At 42.1% G+C, this 20,567-nt stretch carries 11 protein-coding genes; 10 read left to right on the forward strand and 1 reads right to left on the reverse strand.

Features of this window, described 5'->3' with window-relative positions:
• Nucleotides 1–190: 190 nt before the first annotated feature.
• From VM932_RS12265 to VM932_RS12280, 4 genes are all read left to right on the forward strand, one after another.
• Nucleotides 191–3,397, forward strand: a complete 3,207-nt coding sequence (locus tag VM932_RS12265) for a SusC/RagA family TonB-linked outer membrane protein (RefSeq protein ID WP_326279079.1) — start codon at nucleotides 191–193, stop codon at nucleotides 3,395–3,397.
• A 22-nt stretch (nucleotides 3,398–3,419) separates the two neighbouring features.
• On the forward strand, nucleotides 3,420–5,174 hold the full coding sequence (locus VM932_RS12270; protein WP_326279080.1) for a RagB/SusD family nutrient uptake outer membrane protein: 1,755 nt from the start codon (nucleotides 3,420–3,422) through the stop codon (nucleotides 5,172–5,174).
• Nucleotides 5,175–5,306: 132 nt separating this feature from the next.
• A complete protein-coding gene (locus tag VM932_RS12275) occupies nucleotides 5,307–8,663 on the forward strand; it encodes a VCBS repeat-containing protein (protein ID WP_326279081.1) in 3,357 nt (1,118 codons plus the stop codon).
• Nucleotides 8,664–9,216: 553 nt separating this feature from the next.
• Nucleotides 9,217–11,040 (forward strand): helix-turn-helix domain-containing protein, encoded by a 1,824-nt coding sequence (locus VM932_RS12280; protein WP_326279082.1) that lies wholly within the window; start codon nucleotides 9,217–9,219, stop codon nucleotides 11,038–11,040.
• Nucleotides 11,041–11,262: 222 nt separating this feature from the next.
• On the opposite strand, the gene VM932_RS12285 is transcribed toward VM932_RS12280, so the two are convergent.
• Nucleotides 11,263–11,496 (reverse strand): hypothetical protein, encoded by a 234-nt coding sequence (locus tag VM932_RS12285; RefSeq protein WP_326279083.1) that lies wholly within the window; start codon nucleotides 11,494–11,496, stop codon nucleotides 11,263–11,265.
• Nucleotides 11,497–11,887: 391 nt separating this feature from the next.
• On the opposite strand from VM932_RS12285, the gene VM932_RS12290 reads away from it, so the two are divergent.
• From VM932_RS12290 to VM932_RS12315, 6 genes are all read left to right on the forward strand, one after another.
• Nucleotides 11,888–12,394: a DUF4402 domain-containing protein gene (locus VM932_RS12290; protein ID WP_326279084.1), complete on the forward strand. Its 507-nt coding sequence runs from the start codon at nucleotides 11,888–11,890 to the stop codon at nucleotides 12,392–12,394.
• A 236-nt stretch (nucleotides 12,395–12,630) separates the two neighbouring features.
• Nucleotides 12,631–13,482 carry a fimbrial biogenesis chaperone gene (locus VM932_RS12295; protein WP_326279085.1) on the forward strand — a complete coding sequence of 284 codons (852 nt, stop codon included), beginning with the start codon at nucleotides 12,631–12,633 and terminating at the stop codon, nucleotides 13,480–13,482.
• Nucleotides 13,483–13,497: 15 nt separating this feature from the next.
• Nucleotides 13,498–13,956 carry a DUF4402 domain-containing protein gene (locus VM932_RS12300; protein ID WP_326279086.1) on the forward strand — a complete coding sequence of 153 codons (459 nt, stop codon included), beginning with the start codon at nucleotides 13,498–13,500 and terminating at the stop codon, nucleotides 13,954–13,956.
• A gap of 32 nt (nucleotides 13,957–13,988) precedes the next feature.
• Nucleotides 13,989–18,200 (forward strand): hypothetical protein, encoded by a 4,212-nt coding sequence (locus VM932_RS12305; RefSeq protein WP_326279087.1) that lies wholly within the window; start codon nucleotides 13,989–13,991, stop codon nucleotides 18,198–18,200.
• Nucleotides 18,201–18,241: 41 nt separating this feature from the next.
• Nucleotides 18,242–18,640 carry a hypothetical protein gene (locus VM932_RS12310; protein ID WP_326279088.1) on the forward strand — a complete coding sequence of 133 codons (399 nt, stop codon included), beginning with the start codon at nucleotides 18,242–18,244 and terminating at the stop codon, nucleotides 18,638–18,640.
• 521 nt (nucleotides 18,641–19,161) lie between these two features.
• Nucleotides 19,162–20,567 (forward strand): PAS domain S-box protein (locus VM932_RS12315; RefSeq protein WP_326279089.1); only part of this gene is annotated, 1,406 nt, incomplete at its 3' end.

Consider the following 20,567-nt stretch of genomic DNA (forward strand, 5'->3'; position numbering starts at 1 on the left):
AATATATAAATATCACAATGATAAGGCATTGAAATTATAAAATTCATGAATTTGAAGGTGTATAATAACATATTGACAATAAAGTGTGGCCTTTATCATTTATGTTTACCTAATTCAATTTTACATTTTCCATCATGGATCTTTTGGATTTTAAACTATTTAACTAACACAAACAACCTAAAATTTGATTATGAAAAAACCTTTTTTCAAGAGTATTATGTTTTTGGCTGCTGTACTTTGTACGGGCTTTATACAGGCCCAGAGCATTACAGGTACGGTATCTGACGAAACAGGACCCTTACCGGGGGCAAACGTTCTGGTCAAAGGGACTACAAATGGGACACAAACCGATTTTGACGGTAATTTTAGCATTGATGCTGCCAGTGACGCTACTTTGGTTATCAGCTATATAGGGTACAAGACCATTCAAGTTCCCGTCAATGGTCAAAGTACCATAAATGTAACCATGGAAGAGGATGCCAACCGATTGGATGAAATCGTAGTAACGGGATATGGCTCACAGGCCAAGAAGGATTTGACAGGGGCCGTGACCGTTGTGGATACCGAAGAGCTTAAATCTGTACCAGCGACTACATTTTCTCAACAGTTACAGGGTAGGGCTGCCGGTGTAACCATCATTAACGATGCCAGACCGGGAGGTGAGGCAACGGTTCGTATCCGCGGTTTCGGTACGCTGGGGAACAATGACCCCTTGTATATCATAGATGGTGTCCCTTCCCAAAGGCAATCTAATTTAAACCCTAATGACATTGAGTCCCTACAGGTGCTAAAAGATGCTTCATCAGCTTCCATTTATGGATCTAGGGCTGCAAATGGAGTCATCATTATCACTACAAAAAAGGGTAAAATGGGCAAACCGACGATCAACTACAATACGTATTATGGAATTCAATCCCCGGCCAACGATGTAGAGGCGTTAAATGCAGAAGATTTGGGCACGTATTTATATTTGGCCGATTTGTACGCAGGCAAGACCCCAAGTCACGGACAGTATACCTTCGGGCCCAATGGTGAAGTGACCATACCCGATTATGTTTTTCCAAGTGGCGCTTTTGAAGGTGATCCCGGTACCGATCCGAGTCTTTATGCATTGGAACCTGGCAACATATATGCTATTACACGTGCTGCTGATACCGATTGGTGGCAGGAAGTATCAAGGTCCGCTCCCATTTTAAGCCACAATATTTCGGCTTCAGGAGCTACAGAAATGGCGCGTTATGCCTTTAGCTTGGGATATTTTTCACAAGAAAGTATAGTTAAGTTCTTTAGTTATGATAGAATATCGCTAAGGGCGAACACAGAGTTCAAAGCTTTGAATAAACGGCTGACCATTGGCGAGAATTTCACTGCTTCATTTGATAACCTTAAGGGGTTTGTTTCCAATGATGATGAGCAGAGTCCCGTTTCTGGCTCCTATAAGCACCATCCTTTGCTTCCCATTTATGACATTGCCGGTAATTTTGCAGGTAGTAGAGGGGCCAATCTGGGCAACAATTTTAATCCATATGCCAGACTGTACAGGGACAGGGACGATAGGAGATATAGTTTACGACTATTGGGGAATGTCTATGCGAACTATGAGGTGATCCCCAGCCTTGAAATACGAACCAGTTTTGGATTGGACGGAAGAATACAGCGACAGAGGGATTTAGGCCGTCCACAGCCAGAGTATGTGGAGGGTAACTTTATCAACAGTTCCACTGCTAGGGAACAATATGAGTACCAGTGGACTTGGACAAATACCTTGACCTATTCCAAGACCTTTAATGAAAACCATAATTTCAAGGCCTTTGTTGGTGTGGAGTCTATCCAGCAATTTGAAGAACGTTTGGAGGCAAGTAGACAACGATTTGCTTTTGAAACAACAAATATCCTGAGTTATTTGGATTTAGGGGATGCCACTACCGCGACCAATAGAGGATTTGTTTGGCAAGATTATACGCTATGGTCCCAGTTTGGTCAGTTAAACTATGACTACAACGGGAAATACTTGGCCCAGGTCATTTTGAGAAATGATTCATCCTCTAGGTTTCAACAGGCTTCCAGAAGTGCATTTTTTCCCGCCTTTAGCTTAGGTTGGAGGATTTCAGATGAAAAGTTCATGGAAGATGTCACCTGGATAGATAACTTAAAATTAAGGTATGGTTGGGGTAAAACAGGAAACCAGCAAATCGGTGACTACAATGCATTTACTACCTACCGTTCCGATATTTTAACAGGGGGATATCCAGTGGACGGTTCTACAGGTACCCCACAGATCGGTTTTGCGCCAAGAGCTTTTGGAAACCCCAATGCCAAATGGGAGGCGACGACCTCAAATAACATAGGGCTGGATTTGGTGATGCTGAACAACAAGGTCTCACTGAACCTGGACCTTTGGAAACGGGTTACTACCGACATGTTGATCAATGTCCCTGTCACCTATACCGCGGGTCAAGCGGATGAACCTGCATTCAATGTGGGACAGATGACCAATAAAGGGTTTGATTTGGGAATCAGTTATGGTGATAAAAAAGGAGATTTCTCCTATGATGTCAGTGCCAATCTTTCTGCGTACAAGAACAATGTTGATGCGTTGGAAGGGGAGAGCACCCGAATTTTTGGTCAAAGTAGGAGAATACCTGCACTGTCCATAACCGAGGCAGGCTTGCCCTTATCCTCTTTTTATGGGTTCAGAAACTTGGGGATTTTCCAATCCCAGGCAGAAGCTGATGCCTGGGCACCTTACGGAGATTATAATGCCCCCGGTAAATTCAAGGTGGCCGACGTTAACAACGATGGTGTCATTAACGACGATGACCGGACTGTTATTGGAAGTCCCCACCCTGATTTCACTTATGGTGTCAATATTAATTTAAGCTATAAAAACTTGGAATTGAACATCTTTGGTAATGGCTCCCAAGGGAATGACGTATTCAACTATGTGAGATATTTTGCAGATTTCAATACCTTTCAAGGTAACCGGAGCACCAGGGCATTGTTCGATGCATGGCAACCGACCAATCCAACGGCAGACCCAAGTACTTGGGTGGCGGCCAACCCCAATGCCACTTCCCCGATTATGGACGCCAATGATCAAATCAGTAGCAGGCCTTCATCCTACTTGATCGAGGATGGAAGTTTCTTCAGACTGAAGAATATACAATTGACCTATAATTTCCCCGATAAAATATTATCCACAGTGGGTCTGGACAAGGCTCAAGTATACGTGCAGGCCCAAAACATGGCCACTTTTACCAAATATTCGGGCCTTAACCCGGAAGTTCAATTGAGCAATGCGGACGACTCAAGAAGAAACCTAACTTTAGGTTATGATGGCGGAGCCCAACCAGTATCAAAAACGATAACGCTAGGGTTAAATGTTACACTTAAATAATACAAATTAAATGTTTATAAAAATGAAAAAGATAATTTCGACTTTACTTGGAATACTTGGCGTGATTGCTTTGGTATTGAGCTGTAATAACGATTTTTTGGATAGACAGCCACAGGGCCAGTTCAGTGAAGCGGATGTTGCTACTTTGGATGGCGTCAACGGTCTTCTGCTCGGAGCCTATACGATGCTCCCCGGTGGCGGTTTGGAGGGACAGACATGGCATAATGATATTCATAACTGGGTGTTCAACCTGGCTTCCGATGATGCTCTTAAGGGCACAGATGCTGGGGATCAACCTGAACAATCCTTTATTGAGGCATACGACTTTCAGTCGTTCAATGTTCACGTAAGGGATAAATGGAGAGGGCTTTACAAAGGGGTCGCTGCCACCAATAATGTCATAAATACTTTGGAGAAAGTTGAGGATGCTACAGAGGAGCAAAAACAACAGATAATCGCAGAAGCCAGGTTTTTGCGGGGGCTGTTTCACTTTGAGGCAAGAAAAATGTGGAGAATGCCCACTTATATCAGTGATGAGGATTTTGAATTGAACGACCTTGAAAGTACCAAGGTGCCCAATGACCGGGAAATCTGGCCATTGATCGAAGCTGATTTTGAAGCCGCGGCCGCAGTGTTGCCCGAGACGCAAAGCGAAGTTGGCAGACCAACAAGTTGGGCCGCCAAAGCCTTTTTGGCCAAGGCCAAAATGTATCAGGGATGGAATTCGGACGGTTCTGCGAACACAACGAAATTACAGGAGGCAAAACCCATTTTGGAAGACATTCTAAACAATGGCCCCTTCTCTTTGGAAGAAAAGTACCAAGACAATTTTTTGGTCGCTACCCGAAACAATTCGGAGTCCATATTTGAAGTCCAGTACGCCATTAGCAGTGCCACGGGAGATGCGGCCAATAGAGGTATTGGTCTTGCACACCCCTATACCGATCCATGGGGCTGCTGTGGATTTTATCAGGTATCACAAAACCTGGTAAATGCTTTTAAAACAGAGGGCGGGCTTCCCATGTTGGAGACCTTTGATGATGAAGATGTGCCGGCTACCGTTGATCCTGTTACCACATTGTCAACATATGACGGTCCAGTGGACCCAAGATTGGACCATTCCGTGGGCAGACCGGGGATTCTATACAAAGGATTTAAAATTTATCAGACCGATTTTGTACGTGACCTGACCTATGCCGGACCTTTTTTTAGTATGAAGCATGTGGCAGAACCAGAGGCCTTTGGACAAGGCGGATGGGGAAATCTATCGGCCAACAACTACAGGATCATGCGTTTGGACATGATCATTCTATGGCTTGCCGAAGTCGAAGTGGAAATCGGCGATCTGGAGGTTGCCAGGGGCTTGGTAAATCGGATTAGGGCCAGGGCGGCCAATCCTGAAGGCTTTGTTCCATTGGCCACGCAAGGTGAGGAAAGAAACGATTTCACCATCGTCGATGGTGAACCAGCGGCCAATTATGAAATTTCCGAGTACGAATCACCATGGACGGATAAGGACATGGCCAGAAGGGCCGTACGTTTTGAAACTAGATTGGAATTCTCCATGGAAGGACATCGATTTTTTGATCTTCAACGTTGGGGCATAGCTGCTGAAGTTTTAAACCAATATATACAAAGTGAGTCCGAACATAGAACGTATTTGGAGGGCAGATCCTTTCAAAAGGGTAAAAATGAATTTTTCCCCATTCCGATAGAGGCAATAGATAGATCGGTAAAAGATGGTCAGCCTACATTGACACAAGACCCTGCCTACTAATAGGTAAAATAAATATTTTTAACACTTAAAGTCAAAAGGCCTTGATAATTTCATATCATGGCCTTTTGGAATTAAGGGATTTGAACTTTCGAGAACAGATCAGGATAAGTGAATATTGATAATAGGTCAAAAATGAAAAAGAGTATCACCCTTATTGTTATTTATGTTTTGGTATTCTCATGCCAAAAAAAACCTCAGGTATTGTTCAAGCAACTGAATGCCGATAGTACGGGCATATATTTTAACAATAGGATTGTGGAAACCGATAGTTTCAATATTCTAACAAATGAATATATTTTTAACGGCGGTGGTGTAGCCGTAGCTGATTTTAACAATGATGGCAAAAGCGACATTTTATTCACTGGCAACCAAGTGGCGAACCAGCTTTATTTAAATGAAGGCGATTTTAAATTTAAGGAAGTTGGCAAGGATTCTGGTATCGGGGCAGATAATAATTGGTGTACAGGAGTTGCGGTTGTCGACATTAATTTGGATGGTTGGCTCGATGCATACATCTGTACGGCCATGAAAGAAAAAGGAGATCAAAGAAGGAACCTGCTTTTCGTCAATCAGGGATCTGATAAGAACGGAGTACCCAAGTTCCGTGAAATGGCCGCTGAGTACGGTATCGATGACCCAGGAAATAGTATGAACGCTACTTTTTTTGACTATGATAAGGATGGGCTTTTGGATTTATATGTGCTCAACAACCAACAAGTACATACATTGCCCTCCAATTATCGTCCAAAAATCAATGATGGATCTGCAAAAAGTAATGATAGGCTGTACCATAATAATGGGAACGGAACCTTTAGCGATGTGACCATTGGGGCTGGTATAGTGCATGAAGGTTTTGGTCTGGGGCTGGCTGTTTCGGATTTAAACTATGATGGTTGGCCGGATATCCATGTCAGCAATGATTATTTGACCAACGATTTATTGTACATGAACAATAAAGATGGAACATTTACAAATCAAATTGAGGACTATATAAAGCACCAGAGTAAGTTTTCAATGGGATCGGACATTGCCGATTATGACAATGACGGCTTGCTTGACATTATAACCTTGGATATGTTGGGGGAAAGCAACCAAAGAATGAAAACAACCATAGGCCGAACCAATTACCTTGAGTATACCTTGAACGAACGTTTTGGTTATCAGTACCAATATATGCGAAATATGCTGCATAAGGGCTCGAGCTCTGGGGGTAATTTTAGTGAGATTGGCCTGATGGCGGGAGTCTCCAAAACCGATTGGAGTTGGGCCCCACTTTTCATGGATGTCGACAATGATGGATTTCGGGATTTATTGATTACAAATGGTTTTCCGAGGGACATTACCGATAGGGATTTTGGCGACTTTAGGTTGGGCGCTGCATCATTTTTGACCCCCGCTCAGATATTGGACTCCATCCCGGTGGTTAAAATACCAAATTATGGATACAGAAATAAAGGGGACTGGACCTTTGAAGAAGTAGGGAATGCCTGGGGATTGAATATTCCCTCCTTTTCCAATGGAGCTGCTTATGCCGACCTGGATTTGGATGGAGATCTGGATTATGTTGTCAATAATATCAATGAAGAAGCATTCATTTTCAAAAACCGGTCGGAATCCGGGTCTTTTGGGAACAATAATTTTCTAAGGGTCCTTCTAAAGGGAAATAAAGGAAACCCATTGGCCATTGGAGCAAAGGTTTTGATCCGCTATGGTAAAGGGAAAAAGCAATATTACCAACATTACCTCAGTAGAGGTTACATGTCTTCCATGGAACCTATTGTTCATTTTGGAATAGGATCCAATGAAATGATTTCCGGGCTTGAAATACAATGGCCTGATGGAAATTATCATAAACTGAACCATATTCGACCCAATCAATTGATTGAGATTGATTATGAAACAAGTGAAATCCTGAACAATGCGGACATGTTGAGAATTAATATGGACTCGTTGGAGGACCCGGAATTATCCGAAGTTTCAAATCAGTTGGGTATAAACTATGAGCATGTGGAGCAGGATTTTGTAGATTTTAATACCCAGCAACGAACCCTGCCCCATAAATTTTCACAACATGGCCCCTGTTTGGCCGTGGGTGATATCAATGGCGACTCATACGAAGATGTCATTGTTGGAAGTTCGGCAAACCATTCCCCCGTATTGTATATGCAAGATGCAAATGGAAATTTTGAAGGGCACATGATATTCGAAAACGAACAGGACATGGGCTACGAGGAAGTGGATATGGAGTTGTTTGATCTGGACAATGATGGGGACCTGGACCTATACCTGGTTTCTGGGAGCAATGAATTTGAGCCCAGCAGTGAATTTTACAAAGACCGGATTCTTATTAATGATGGACATGGAAACTTTGTCCTAGATCCTGACAGGATCCCCGAGATAAGTACAAGTGGGTCGGTGGTGAAATCCGTGGATTTTGATCAAGATGGCTACTTGGATTTATTTGTCGGAGGACGGACACCAGCAGGTAAATACCCGGCAGCTGAAAAAAGCTATTTATTGAAAAACGATAAAGGTATCTTAAGGGATGTTACCCGTGAATATGCACCAGATCTATATAAGGTCGGAATGGTAACAGATGCAATATGGTCCGACTACGATGGGGACAATAGGCCAGATTTGATAGTCTTGGGGGAATATATGCCCATTACTTTTTTCAAAAATGAAACAACATCCTTTAAAATAAGTAAAGAAACTGGAATTGATGATTATATCGGTTGGTGGGAATGCATAAAATCCAGCGATATGGATGGGGACGGGGATATGGACTTTGTTGCCGGAAATTTGGGCAGCAACAATTTTTTCCAACCATCCAAGGAACGGCCTGTCCATATGGTAGGCAAGGATTTTGACAAAAATGGCAGTCAAGACCCCATTTGCTTTGTTTACATTAAAGACGATAAGGGAACATATAGACCGTATCCTTTCAATTATTGGGGTGATTTAAACTTGCAAAGCCCCTTGTTTAGAAAAAAGTTTGACTATTTTAAGGAATATGCTGAAGCTACTTTCAACACTTTATTCAGTGATGAGGAAATCAAGAATGCCCTAATCTTAGAGGGTAATTTTGATAAAAGTGCCTATTTGGAAAACCTGGGCAACGGTAAATTTAATCTTCACCCTTTGCCCACTGCGGCGCAACTGGCACCTTTAAACGATATAATGCTTTGGGATATGGATGGAGATGGCCACAAGGATATTCTTGGGATAGGGAACGATTTTGGAAATGAAACTTTTATTGGAAGATACGATGCCCTTAACGGCATACTCTTAAAAGGTAACGGGCAAGGAGGTTTTATACGTGAAAAAACATCGGCCAGCGGGTTTTTGGTCCCAGGTGATGCCAAGTCCATTGTGAGGGTAAACCACGCAGTGGGCGGTTATCTTTTTTTCGTGACACAAAATAAGGACAAGCTCTTGGTTTTTAAAGATAAAACCAATTCAACTAATGGCGTGAACATCACATTTTAATTGGATTATCCATCCTTCATAAAAAAATCACATGCATTGTGGGAACTGGTACTAAAATTCATGAATTTGATTTTTAATCTCCCAATTAATTGTTTTTGAACACTTTGAATGAGGTATATTTAATGAAGATAGTTTATTATCGAGTTTTAACTTCTCTCGAAAATTACAATTGGATTAAAACCCATAAAATTTTGAGTTAGTTGAGATTTAATTCAAGTTTAGTTCAAAAGCAATGTTGTAGTATTCCAGCATTGCTTTTTTTTTTGAAGGACATAAATATCAACGATTTTCTTACAATGTTGATTACCCGTTTTTGTGAATGACACAAAAATGAGGGCTGTCTTCCATGTAATCTTGCCAAATGTATAAAGTGTAAGCACCAAAATTATTTATCCGATATAAAATGATTGGGTGAATTTGTACGGAAACAAAATTAAATCGTAGATTGTATCGAACCAACTTCATAAGTATTATGGAAATGCATTTTTAAACAATGGAATGCCTTTTAAGTATAATCACTTGTGTTATGCAACCAAACTAACTAACGCTCAACATGTCATTAAAACATAAAGTGGCCATATTGCTGTATTTGGCCATTATGCCAATATATTGCCAGGAAGTCTCTTCAAATAGACTTGCGCCCTATTTAAAGGGCATAAAGGAAATGGTGGATAATCATAGTTTTCTAAGCCAGGAAACCCTACTGGAAAACCACGCCCGATCAAAGGGAGAACATAGGGTGGACGCTTGTCTGGATTTGTTCATTCACTATATTTTTAAATCGACCGAACTTGCCAAAAAATACAATGACGAAGCATATCGGCTTGCAACCGATTTGGGTTATGATAGAGGGTTTTTGAGAGCATCCTTAAATCAGGCGTTCATATCTTTCGTTCATGGTGAATTTGATAATGCATTGGACATTATAAATCAAGTTGAATCAGATGATAAATGTACATTATTTGGTAAAATAGAAGCCGATAGCGAAACACTCAGGTCGTATATCTATACTGAAAGGGGCGAGTATGACCTGGCCTATGAAACTGCCTTGAATTTACTAGAGAAAGGGGAGGGGCTAAATGATCGATACTGTTTAATGCGGGCATATTCTGCAATATCCCATTTCTATTTGAGAATGGGAGATTATCAAAAGGCACTTGACAATTGCTTAAAGGGACTTGGCTATATATTGGAGTTGAAAGAAGCTAGGTTTATTTTTCCAAAAGTTGATGAAATAGCCAGAATGACCCATAAACTTGAAGGGAGTAAAAAAGCTCGAGAAATCTATGATTTTTATCTGGAGTTGGAAAGTTCTGCAGATGCCCCGGGCAATTATATCCAAAGTGCCGTGTACATGAACATAGCGGCCATTTACTTGGAAGAATCGGAGTTGGAAAAGGCAGCGGAATTTTTGGATAGGGCAATGGTATTGATCGATTCCAACAACTATAGGTTTAGAAAGCCAAGAGCACATGTTTTAATGGCTGCTCTAAGTTTGCACAAAGGTGATAGCCTAAGTGCCATAATTGAATATAATAAGGCCTATCAGGCAGCAAAGAAAATCAAAGCGTTTGATGTTATTAAGGAAGTGAGTAAATCCTTGTCTACCATTAACATGTCAATGGGCAATACCGAAGAAGCGCTTCATTTCTCCAATTTGCATTTATCCCTAAAGGATTCGCTTTTCACCATCGAATCCGAACAGCGATTAAGGATATTGGAGGCTAGTAGGCGCATTTCACAAATATCCAGACAAAAGGAAATTTTGGAACTTAAATCCAAGTCGCAAGAAGAACGATATCGTTTCCTAACCATAATATTGGCCATTCTCTTGGTGTCCGGATTTTTTGCAACACTTTCATACTTTAAGGTGAAGAGAAAAAATAAGCTATTATATTATAGAACACGGGAACTGGCTGTTGAAAAACTTGGTCAAAAAAAGAAGTTTGCCATCGGGAAGGAAAATAGGCCCAATGGACAAATTGCCAAACCTATTCCCAGCAAGGATTATCTGGATGAGGATATAAAGGAAATAATTCTTACCAAACTCAATAGGCTGGAAGAAGAAGCTTTTTTTCTTGACACTAAATGTAATCTGCGCAGTTTGGCAAATCTATTGCAAACAAATCAGAAATACCTCTCTCAGGTAATCAACCATGAGAAAAAGTCCAATTTTAATAATTATATTAACGGGCTTCGGATAAATCATCTTTTAAATAGATTGTTGGAGGATAAAGAGTACCGTAAAAATAAGTTATCCTATATTGCAACTTCAAGCGGATTTAATAACCTCAATACATTTTATTCTGCCTTTAAAAAACGTTTGGGAATCTTGCCCTCTTATTTTATAGATAAACTCAATAAGGAAGATCTGTGATTTTAGTTTCACATAAAGTGTTTGGGGGACTGTCGTGTTTCCAATCCTTGGTATTGGATGCCCGTTCAGTATATAATTGGTGCGCTATCGGCGGCCCAATACGGTGACTCCCTGTCGGGACTTGGCTATTGTTTTCAACCATACCGGATACAAGACCATTTGGGCTTGTCCCTTTTCTTCATCATCCAATTTTGTCCGGGTGTTGGTTTTTTCACGCGGATGTTATTCCAAATGCAGGGATTTTGGGAATTCCACGGCATCCCTTCCCATATGGTAACGGGAGGCTGTCAAGGTCCTTTCGAGAAAGCTCTTAATGTCCTCCTTTGTAAATGAGCTGATATAATCTGGGTTCAGCCCTGGTTCAAAGGCATAGCACAGATTGCCTTCCGAAGCCTCCTCATCTATGAAGAGCAGTCCTAAGTGGCGGTCCAAACGCTGCATGAAGCCCATCCTCATGTCCAACCGTAATAGCGCTTCCGTGGTATAAACGGGCTGGGACGGATCATGGATAAAAAATTCACCAAGGTCGCTCGCATACGGATGGTCTTTGTTTTCTCTTTTAAATATACTTCATTATGCGCTACCACCGATATGGCTCCCTAAGGATTTTTATGGCTTTTTTGGGTTTTTGTTGCTTTCCATTGGGCCCCCAAAGTTAGGTGTCCAAATAGTTGAAATTTCAGCTACATTAGCTTCAGTTTTCCACTATTTGCTAGTGAACACAACTTTTTTTAGGGGATACTTATTAAAAAAAAAGGGTAATTTATCGAAAATATATGCTTTTTATCGTTTTAATAAGGTAATATTCTTTCTTTTGTAAGATAAATAACACAAAAATCAATTTTGTATGAAAAAAGTAGTTTACTTTATTATGTTTGCGGTGGTTGGGTCGTTTAGTGGTCTGTATGCCCAAGAATCAGCCACCGCCACCGCCACGGCCACAGTGGTTGCCCCCATTGCCATTACCAAATCTGCTGATATGAACTTCGGTAATGTTGCAGTAAGTGCATCCACCTCAGGTACTGTCGTATTGGCACCCGGTGGTACTAGAACTGTTACGGGCGGAGCCACTATTCCCGCTACAACAGGCACCGTTAATGCGGCAGCCTTCAATATAACAGGTGAAGCCGGTTATACCTATTCGATAACCTTGCCCAGTTCGATAACCTTGAACGATGGCGGGGTCAATACCATGACCGTGGACACTTTTACCAGTACTCCATCCGGAACCGGTACTTTGACAGCCGGTGCTGAAACAGTCAATGTTGGTGCGACGCTGAACCTTGCAGCAGCCCAAGCTTCAGGGACTTATAGCAATACATCCGACCTTACGGTAACGGTTAATTACAATTAACCTATAAGATTCTTTCCTAAAAGAATGTCAATTCGAGAGCGTAATATGGTAGTTGATGATACTGGGTATCGAAAAGCAGAATCCATTTTCAAGGCCCTTCGTTTGGACAATCTCTTTCCCTGGTGGATTTAAGAGTGGGATAGCCCTTGTGCGACCTCTTAAAACCAAAAAAGGGTTGTAACCAATTTTAAGACCGGATGTCCATAGAATTCTATGGACATCCAAATTTTAAGGGTATGAATATAATCAGGAATTTTACTACGGGCCGGTTCAAACCCTTCCCATTATTTTTATTGGTGGCCTTCACATCGTCAAGCATTTGTGCACAGGGGGATCTGTTGGTTTTTCCCAAACGCATTGTCTTTGACGGATCCCTTCAAAAAGTCAAAACCCTACACATTAGCAATATCGGAACGGATACCACGACCTATCGGATATCCCATATCGAAATGGAAATGGTATCGGATGGTCGGTTGGTGGAACTCGATACTTTGGAGGCCTCCCACAATCTGGCCTCAAAATTTTTGCGTGTTTTCCCGCGACGTGTAACACTATCCCCCGGAGAATCACAAGTGGTCAAGATACAAATGGTCAACGGAAATTCATTGGAAAAGGGCGAATATAGGTCTCATCTGTACTTTAGGCCCGTATTGGAGCCCCAGAACCCTGATCGGGACCAAACCGGAGAACCTGTCACTGACCAAATCAAAATTAAATTGAATTATGTTTATGGCATTTCCATTGCCAATATCATAAGAATTGGTAAGCCTGAAATCAAGGTTTCCATTGATTCCCTTGAATTGAAAAATCTCCAAAAGGATCGTTTTACCCTAACAATGGCCTTCCGAAGAAGCGGGAATGTTTCCTCCTATGGTTCCATCGTGATGGAATACATCCCCCTAAAGGGATCGCCGGTACTCCTGAATACCATAAAAGGATTTGCAATTTACACACCAGGCAATCTAAGGTATGCAACCTTTGATATAAACATCCCGGAAGATATACATCTGGGGCAAGGGCACATTAGGGTGACTTATTTGGAAGATGGAAGCAAACGGATATATGCACAACAAACCCTAAACCTATGAAGTAATCGTTAGTTAATGAAACCCCTTATCTATTTTTTGATTGCCCTATTCCATGTATCAGGACACGCCCAGGAGATTCACTTGGTGAAGACTCAAGACCTTGATTTTGGAAAATTTTACCTTATGGGGAGCGGGGGCGGAAGGATAACAGTCCATGAAGATGGTACATGGATTGATGAAGGACACCTAAGACATCTTGAGGTACCCCCCAAGCCTGCCATTTTCACCATCTGGACCGAAAGCCCCGAACCGATCAAAATCCGCGTCGAAGTAGTTTATAGCAAACTCTCCAATAGCGATGAACCAATGGATTTGAGCGTAATTGGTGAAAATAACCTGGATTACCATGTCCTGAGCCAAAGGGCGCCCTTACAGGTTAAGATAGGTGGGGTCTTGGATGTAGAACCAAGGGGATCGGGTTTTGGAACCTTTCAAGGCCAGGTTATGATAAGGACTACTAAGGTGCCTTTTTGAACAATCGGTAATTAAGCCATAAACCCTCCCTTATGGTATTGGATCTCAAATGGCTTTTCCATAAAAAAACACTCTGTACTATTTTATTCTGTGCATTGTCAGGGATAGCCATGGCCGAATCTGAACCAACTTGTGATGAGTTCCCACTTTCCATGAAAGTGGAGCATATTGGTAAGACAGAGTTGACCGCACTGATCTGTGGGGACAAGCTGTTCTTGTCCGTCACAGAGCTGTTCGGGTTTTTAAGAATCAAAGTAAATGATGATTCCCAACAAAATGCTCTTGTGGGATATATAAGGGGAATGGACGATACCTATCGCATTGATGTCTTGAACCGTACTATAGCGTACCAAGGCAACATTTTTGGACTCTCGGAAACCGATATTAAAAAACAGCGCTCAGCTATATTCCTAGGCCAGGAAATCCTCTACAAGGTTTTTGGACTGAAAAGCACTTTCAATTATAGGAACCTATCCGTTTTATTGCAAGCAGAGGCGCCACTGCCGTATGTCAAAAAATTGTTCAGGGATAAATTACGAAACAATTTGAACAAGTATCCTGGGCACCCTGTTGCAGACACCACACTTATTCGGTACAATTCGGAACTTGAGATCGGCACCGCAACATGGGACATATTTACAAGCCAAAGATCGGATGGGTCGAACTACAATCGGGTCGGTCTTGGATTGGGAGGTGGGTTTATGGGGGGTGATTTCAGCGCCAAGCTGAACCTTGTAAGCAATGAACCGTTCAATTCGCAAAACCAATTTTATAGATGGCAGTTGATCAACAACCAAAGCAAAAATATCCGGCAGTTGGTTCTGGGAAAAATAAATATCCGGCCCAAGGCTTCAATTTTTAGCCCTATCGTCGGTGTGCACATTACAAATAGACCTACCTATCAAAAACAGGAATTCGGGAGGTATACGATAAGTGACTTTACCAAGGCGAACTGGATGGTCGAATTATATATCAATAATGTACTGGTGGATTTTACCAAAGCGGATGATACGGGGTTTTACCAATTTGAAATACCCTTGGGTTATGGAATAACTACCATGGATATTCGTTGTTTTGGACCTTTCGGAGAGGAGGAGCACTTGTCCAAACAGCTGTCTGTACCATTGGGGTTTCAACCAAAGGGAAATGTCGAATATGACCTAAGTGCGGGAATGGTGGAGGAAACCGGTGCTTTTTTCTTTCAGTCAGGGTTTAATTATGGTATTTCACAAAAAATAACCGTGGGCGGAGGCTTGGAGTATCTGTCAACGCTTCAAAGGAACAGTGTACTTCCCTTTATTACCGGAGATATGCGCCTTGGGCCCCAGACATTGCTATCCGGAACTTACCTGCATAATGTGGGATATCGGTCCAATCTTCTGTACCAACATCCAAAAAACCACCGGTTGGACCTCTCGTATACCAAATACGAAGCTGATCAAAATACCGTTCTATATACCTACAAAGAAAAACGGTCTGCAGTACTGACCAATCGGATTGGACCCCAGAATGTCAACATCACATCCAGATTGGCCTTACACCAGACCATCTTTAAGCACAACACCTTCGAGAATATGGATTGGTTGTTGAACGCCGGTTTTTTGGGGTTCAACGCCAATTTAAATACAAGGTTATTTTTCAGTGAATGGGCACCTCTGGATTACGTCAGCCAATTTAGATTGTCCAAGGCGGTTTTTGGCAAGCTGTTTATAACCTCCCAACTGGAATACAGTTTTAAGGACCATGACTTCAACTCCCTAAAGGCGGAAATTTCCAAATCCATTTTTAAGGATACCCAACTACGGGCTTCCATTGAGCAAAACTTTAAGTATGATCGTTTCTATTTGAATTTTGGAATCAACGTTGGTTTGGGATTTTCCCGCTTGGGCCTTAGCGGTAGCATGGGAAACAACCAAAGGGCCTTTTCCCAACATTTGAGAGGTTCCTTAAACCACACTGCCGGGGAGAACGAGCTGTTTTTTGACGATATGGGTTCCCTAGGGCGTGCAAGTGTGCTATTTGAACCGTTCCTCGATGGCAATGGCAATGGAATAAAAGATAAGGGAGAAACCACAATTAAGGGTCTTGAGGTGTATAGTGCAAATGGGGGGAAAAAGAAGTACTTGGAATCTGGCTCCATAACCTTCATGGGCATGGAACCTTATGTAGATCAATATTTTTCCTTTGATCTGGATGCACTTCAGAATATTGCCTGGACCTTAGACCATGAATCAATGAGCCTCATATTGAGCCCCAACCAAGTCAAAGGAATAAAGATTCCGATAAAGGTGGTCGGCGAAGTATTGGGGATTGTACAAAATGATGGTCAGGCCATTGGCGGGCTTAAAATGGAATTGAAAACCAGTTCTGGGAAAAAAGTTGCAGAACTGGTTTCCGAAAACGATGGTTACTTTGGCCATTATGGTTTGCCCAATGGTGAATACCTCATTCAATTTGATTCGATACAATTGGCAGAAATCGGGCTTCGGTCGGAGCATACACCCCGTTTCACAATCGATAATGGCACTAATGGCGACTATGTCGACGATCTCCACGTACACCTTAAGAAAATCAACGGAAACTCAGCTAAAAATATAGCTGTCGTGTCATTGGAAAACCAAAAACCACATCCGGACAACAAGCAGGCCCAAGCCGAAAACGTATCTGTCAGCTTCACCGCGGATAAAGGCAAGACAATGCGGAATGGGACCTATTTTAATACCGATGATCTAGCGCTTGTCCAACAAACAGATCAACCTTTGGATTCCTTGCAAGTGGACGAAGTCTATGAGCGCTTGTTCCGGACAATGGGAACTGCCATCGATCTGCCAGGGCTTACCTATGGTATTCACCTTTTTACAACAAGTAATGAATTGCCTTCCTCACATCCAATCCTACAGGAGTATCCAGATATGATACCTTACGAGCGCAAGGGGGGATATGGCTACCTTTTTGGAGGCGTCAACCGTTTTGATGAAGCGTCAAAATTGGCTAGGATGGCTCGGGAAAATGGTATTCGTAAACCTACAGTGGTGCCTCTATATAACGGACGTCCCTTGTCGCCCGATGAATTCGGGATGTTGTTGAAATTGCACGGTCAAATCATGCTTTCATCCCATGGAGCTGACAAAGACTCCCTAAATCCTTTGGCATTTAAAGTCCAACTAAAAAAATCCAAGGAACCCCTACAAGTCAATGCAGGGCAGTTTGATCTACTTCCCGATCTTTTTGAATACTATGACGGCCACCATTACAAATATTTTTTGAAGAAAAGCCTTGGTCTAAAAAATGCCATTGACCTCAAAGAGACCTTGGCCAAGAATGGTTTTGGCAACGCAACGGTCGTCCCTTTTGATACAACTGGGATTTTAAGCCCATTACAAGTCTATGGTCAGGTAAGGTACCGGGAAGGCGATCAATTTAACGGAATGGCAGGAACATCCATTTCAATCTACAATGAACTTGAACAGAAAGTCGTCGAGTATCTTACCGATGCAGATGGCACATTTATGGTCAAGGGACTGCCCCCTGGAAATTATAAGGCTATGCTGGATATCTCACAACTGGAAACCTTTACCGTAATGAATGAAGAATTTTCCTTTTCAATACCAAGTGGGGCAAAAGGTTCCTTGATTGAAAAAAATTGGGTGCTGGGCCCACCTTCACCTAGGACCAAAAAAACGGAAACCACCAAAAACGGGCGTATGGACGATTTGGTTTTTAAGGTACAAATCCTGGCGGTAAACGAGAGTGTCTCGGTAAACCATGATCTTTTTAGTGGACTCGCAAATGTACAGAGCTATACCCATCTGGGCATGTATAAATATACGGTAGGGGAATTTAAGCTTTTGGAAGATGCCAGGGCATTGAAGTTGGAACTTCAGGAAAAAGGTTTCAAAGACGCATTCATTGTCTGTTTCTATAAGAATAGAAGACTTAAAATGTTGGAGCTGACCGGACGCATTTTTATTCGCTCCGAAGATCAAAAAGTTGGAATGGAAGGCATTAAATTACATGTATATCCAAGAGATACCAATAAAATGATCACCACCTTGGTATCGGAACATGAGGGTTATTTCCATTTCCTGGGATTAAAACCAGGGAAATATAGGATTGAAGGTAATGCCTTGCAACTACAGCGTTTGGGACTGAAGCCTGCAAATTTTTCCAAGGATTTTGAAATCCGATGGGACCTTTCATCCCCACCCCGGCTTTTATCCATTGATCTATTATACAAGCCATAATGAACAATAACAAACCATATTTGTGATATACCCCTTCCAATATGTATGTGCATAGCATCCAAGCCCCGCCATTCATTGGGCATAGGGTTACCAATTCCACACCATTGATGCACTGGGTCTTTTTGAGCATGTTCCTTTTATGTACGGACAGTGGAAAGGCTATTTTCAATTCCTCCACAATTTCCGTATCATTTGGTGCCTTGGCCCAAAGCTTGGTTATTTCCCTTTGGGCAATGGTGGGAATAACCTCTGGCAAGGCCATGTCCAACAACAGCTCCACGGTGGTTTTCTCGGGTCTGTACCCAACAAATCCGCTGCTGTGGGAGAAACATATTCCACTAAGGACCTTAACATCGATTACTTTGTCTTTTTTAGGTGGTTCGAACAATACAAAAGTTGCCCCAACCTTATGGTACTACGGGTCAATACTTAATATTTGACTTAAGTTTTCGCCATTGATGATTCTTTTGAAGTTTCACAACATGTGAGATAAATATTACATATAGGGAAGTGGGTTTCACAACAATTGGTTGCATCGAAGAATAATCCTATGTTATCTTTAAGTACTAACAAAAACAATGCTCTGACCCGATTAATAATGCGAAACAAACAACCATCAAATATATTTTTTCCTTTCTATATGTTAAGACCTTTCCAATGCCTTGTCCTGATGTCTTTTAGTGATCTTCATTTTTTTGCATTGGGATATAAAGCCGGATATTGATAGCTTGGGAGCTTATGTGCTCCCTTGGGAAATATTGATGTTTATTATTTTTCGCCTTTCAGTTAGACCGGATATAAGTTTTCCTTGATCATGGTCTGCCTGTAAATAACATTGATTGCCGCTAGAGGATTCTAGAAAAACCTAAAACCTACTTCCAGGGCCGGGTCCAGTTGAACCATATAATCATTGGACCACCTGCATCCAAAGTACATTGACCCAAATACCCACCAAAACAAAATGAACGACTATAACAATCTTTTTTACCATAACCCTTTGCCCAACTGGGTCTATGAGTTGGAGAATTTAGAGATTTTGGATGTCAATCAGGCAGCTATAGATCTTTACGGATACGGCAGAAATGAATTCCTATCACTTTCCTTGAAAGATCTTGTGTCTCAAGGAGAAACCTTGGATATAGAAGCTTTTCATGAAAACATCGACCATAAAAATGGCAACATCCCTTTAGCGACCTTTACCCATAAGAAAAAAAATGGTGAAGAATTCCGGGTGGAAGTGCATAGTCAAAAAGTCGATTTTAAAAATAAGAGCTGTGTCATGGCAGTAGGTGTGGACATAACCAAAAAGGAAAAACAACACTCGGCATGGCAGCAAGCTGAAAGAAGGTTGGAAGTATCCTCAAATATTGCCAAACTGGGATATTGGGAATTCGATATTCGGACCAATACCCTGAGTTGGACGGATAAAGTATATGAAATCTGGGGAAGGGATAAAAACAGGTTTCAAGTAACTTTTGACGGTTTTTACAATTCTATACACCCCGAAGACAGAAAACTATTTGAGCTGGAACAAAAAAACGCACTGTCAGGGCATTCAGAAATGGATTTTGTCCATCGTATTCTCTTACCCGATGATTGTGTCAAATGGGTTCGGGAACAGGGGAGATTGAATAGGAACGCCAATGGCGATCCTATCTCCTTTGAAGGAACCGTTCAGGATATTACAGCCCAAATAGAGGAGGAACAACGGCTCAAACTGCTGGAAAGTGTCATTACGCATACAACTGACGCCGTTATGATCACCGAGGCTGAACCTATTGATGAACCTGGGCCAAGAATCCTTTATGTTAACCAATCATTCACCCGTATGACCGGATACGCACCTGAGGAGGTCATTGGTAAATCGCCAAGGATCCTGCAAGGTCCAGAATCCAATAAAGAAGAACTTGCAAAGCTCGGAAAGGCACTACGCAATTGGGAGCCTTGTGAAATAACCACTATTAACTATAAAAAAGGAGGTACTCCCTTCTGGGTCAATTTTTCCGTGGTGCCCGTAGCAGATGAAGCAGGTTGGTACACCCATTGGATTGCCATTGAACGGGACGTCACGGCGACTGTGAATAAAAGGGTCCATAAGGATTTTCTCTCCAAGATCAGCACCACCTTCAAGGATAATGAAGACCTGGGCAGTTCCCTTGAACAGGTGTGCAGGCTGGTCACCCACCATGGGGATTTCACTTTTTGCGAGGTCTGGCTGCCGAGCAGCCACAAAAACAGCCTTCGCTTCGCGGCCATGTACGGGAAGGATGGGGCCGGGGAAACCTTTTACGAACACTCTAGGGAGACCAGGGAAATGGGATTTGGAGAAGGCTTGCCCGGCACGGTATGGGAAACCGGACAATCGGT

The sequence above is a fragment of the Flagellimonas halotolerans genome, assembly GCF_035818535.1.
GTDB lineage: Bacteria > Bacteroidota > Bacteroidia > Flavobacteriales > Flavobacteriaceae > Flagellimonas > Flagellimonas halotolerans.